Genomic DNA, 1,246 nt, shown 5'->3' with positions numbered 1-1,246 from the left:
GGTGATCTCGCCGCCTTCGGTGACCGAAGGGGTCGCGGTCAGCTTGGCCACCACCTCATCGGTGGTGTCGGTGACCTGAACGGAGGCGTTGCCGCCCAGTTGCAGGTTCTCGAAGGTCGCACCGGTGGCGTCCACCGCCGAATTGATACCCAGGCTGATTTCGCCCGAGTCTTTATAGACGTCATCGCCCTGCGCATCGTGGGTGTACGGCGCGCTGGTTTCGCCGGCCTTGATGGTGACTTGAGCGTTGTTGCTCAGGGTCACGACCAAGTCGTGGTCCAGCGGCTGGTTGATGTGCACGGTGAACGTCGGTTTGACGTTCTCGGCCACCGAAGGCTGGTCGGCGGTGATAGTGACCAGCACCAGATCGCCTTCGTTGCCCGGAGTACCTGGCTCGTCGGTAACGGTGGTGCTGACCGGCGTCTTGTCCAAAGTCAGTTGCTCGAACTTGCCGACATCAGCGCCGTCCACCGAAGCGATCGACTTGATCACTGGATCGTTGGCACCGGTGTAGACGTTGTCCGGCGCGGTGACGGTGATCGAACCGGTAGTGCCATTGGCCGGCACGGTGATGACGGTTTTACCGTCGCTCAGCGTGAAGGTCAGGGCGCCGTGGTTGTTGATCGGCAGGCCGTCTTTGTTGGTCAGCGTGATGGTGTAGGTGATCTCGCCGCCTTCGGTGACCGAAGGGGTCGCGGTCAGCTTGGCCACCACTTCACTGATGGTGTCCGAAATTTCAACAGTAGCCGGACCGCCCAAAGCCAGATTCTCGAAGGTGGCACCCGCAACTGTTGCGCCGGTGACGCCGAGGGTAATGGAGCCTGCGTCGTTGTAGACGTCATCACCCTGGACCGGGGTCTTGTACTCGACTTCGGTTTTACCAGCTTCGATGGTCACGGTGTCGCCGTTCGACAGTGTTACGGTCAACGGACGGTCCAGCGCCTGGCTTACTTTTACAGTGAAGGAAGGCTGCTGGTCTTCGGTCACATTGCCATTGCTGACGATGCTAACGGTGACGGTATCGATGCTGTCATTGATGACAGTCGAAGCTGGAGTCGGATTCGGGGTCAACTGCTCGAAGTTGCCACCAGTGGCGTTCTCGATGGTGACGCTGACAGTCGAACCGTTGTTGTAGACGTCGTTCGCCGGGGTCTGGAAATCAACGCTGCCCTGGGTCTTGCCGGCCTCAACGGTAATGGTCTGGCCGTTGGACAGGGTCACGGTCACCGGGGTCTGGGCAGGGTTA

The 1,246-nt window shown here is 60.1% G+C and carries 1 protein-coding gene; it reads right to left on the bottom strand.

What is annotated here, in order from left to right; all coding sequences use genetic code 11:
- Positions 1-1,246 (bottom strand): immunoglobulin-like domain-containing protein (locus tag PM2_RS31080; protein ID WP_042132651.1); only part of this gene is annotated, 1,246 nt, incomplete at both ends.

This window comes from Pseudomonas monteilii NBRC 103158 = DSM 14164 (assembly GCF_000730605.1).
Lineage (GTDB): Bacteria > Pseudomonadota > Gammaproteobacteria > Pseudomonadales > Pseudomonadaceae > Aquipseudomonas > Aquipseudomonas monteilii.
This window is presented reverse-complemented; position numbering and strand designations above follow the sequence as displayed.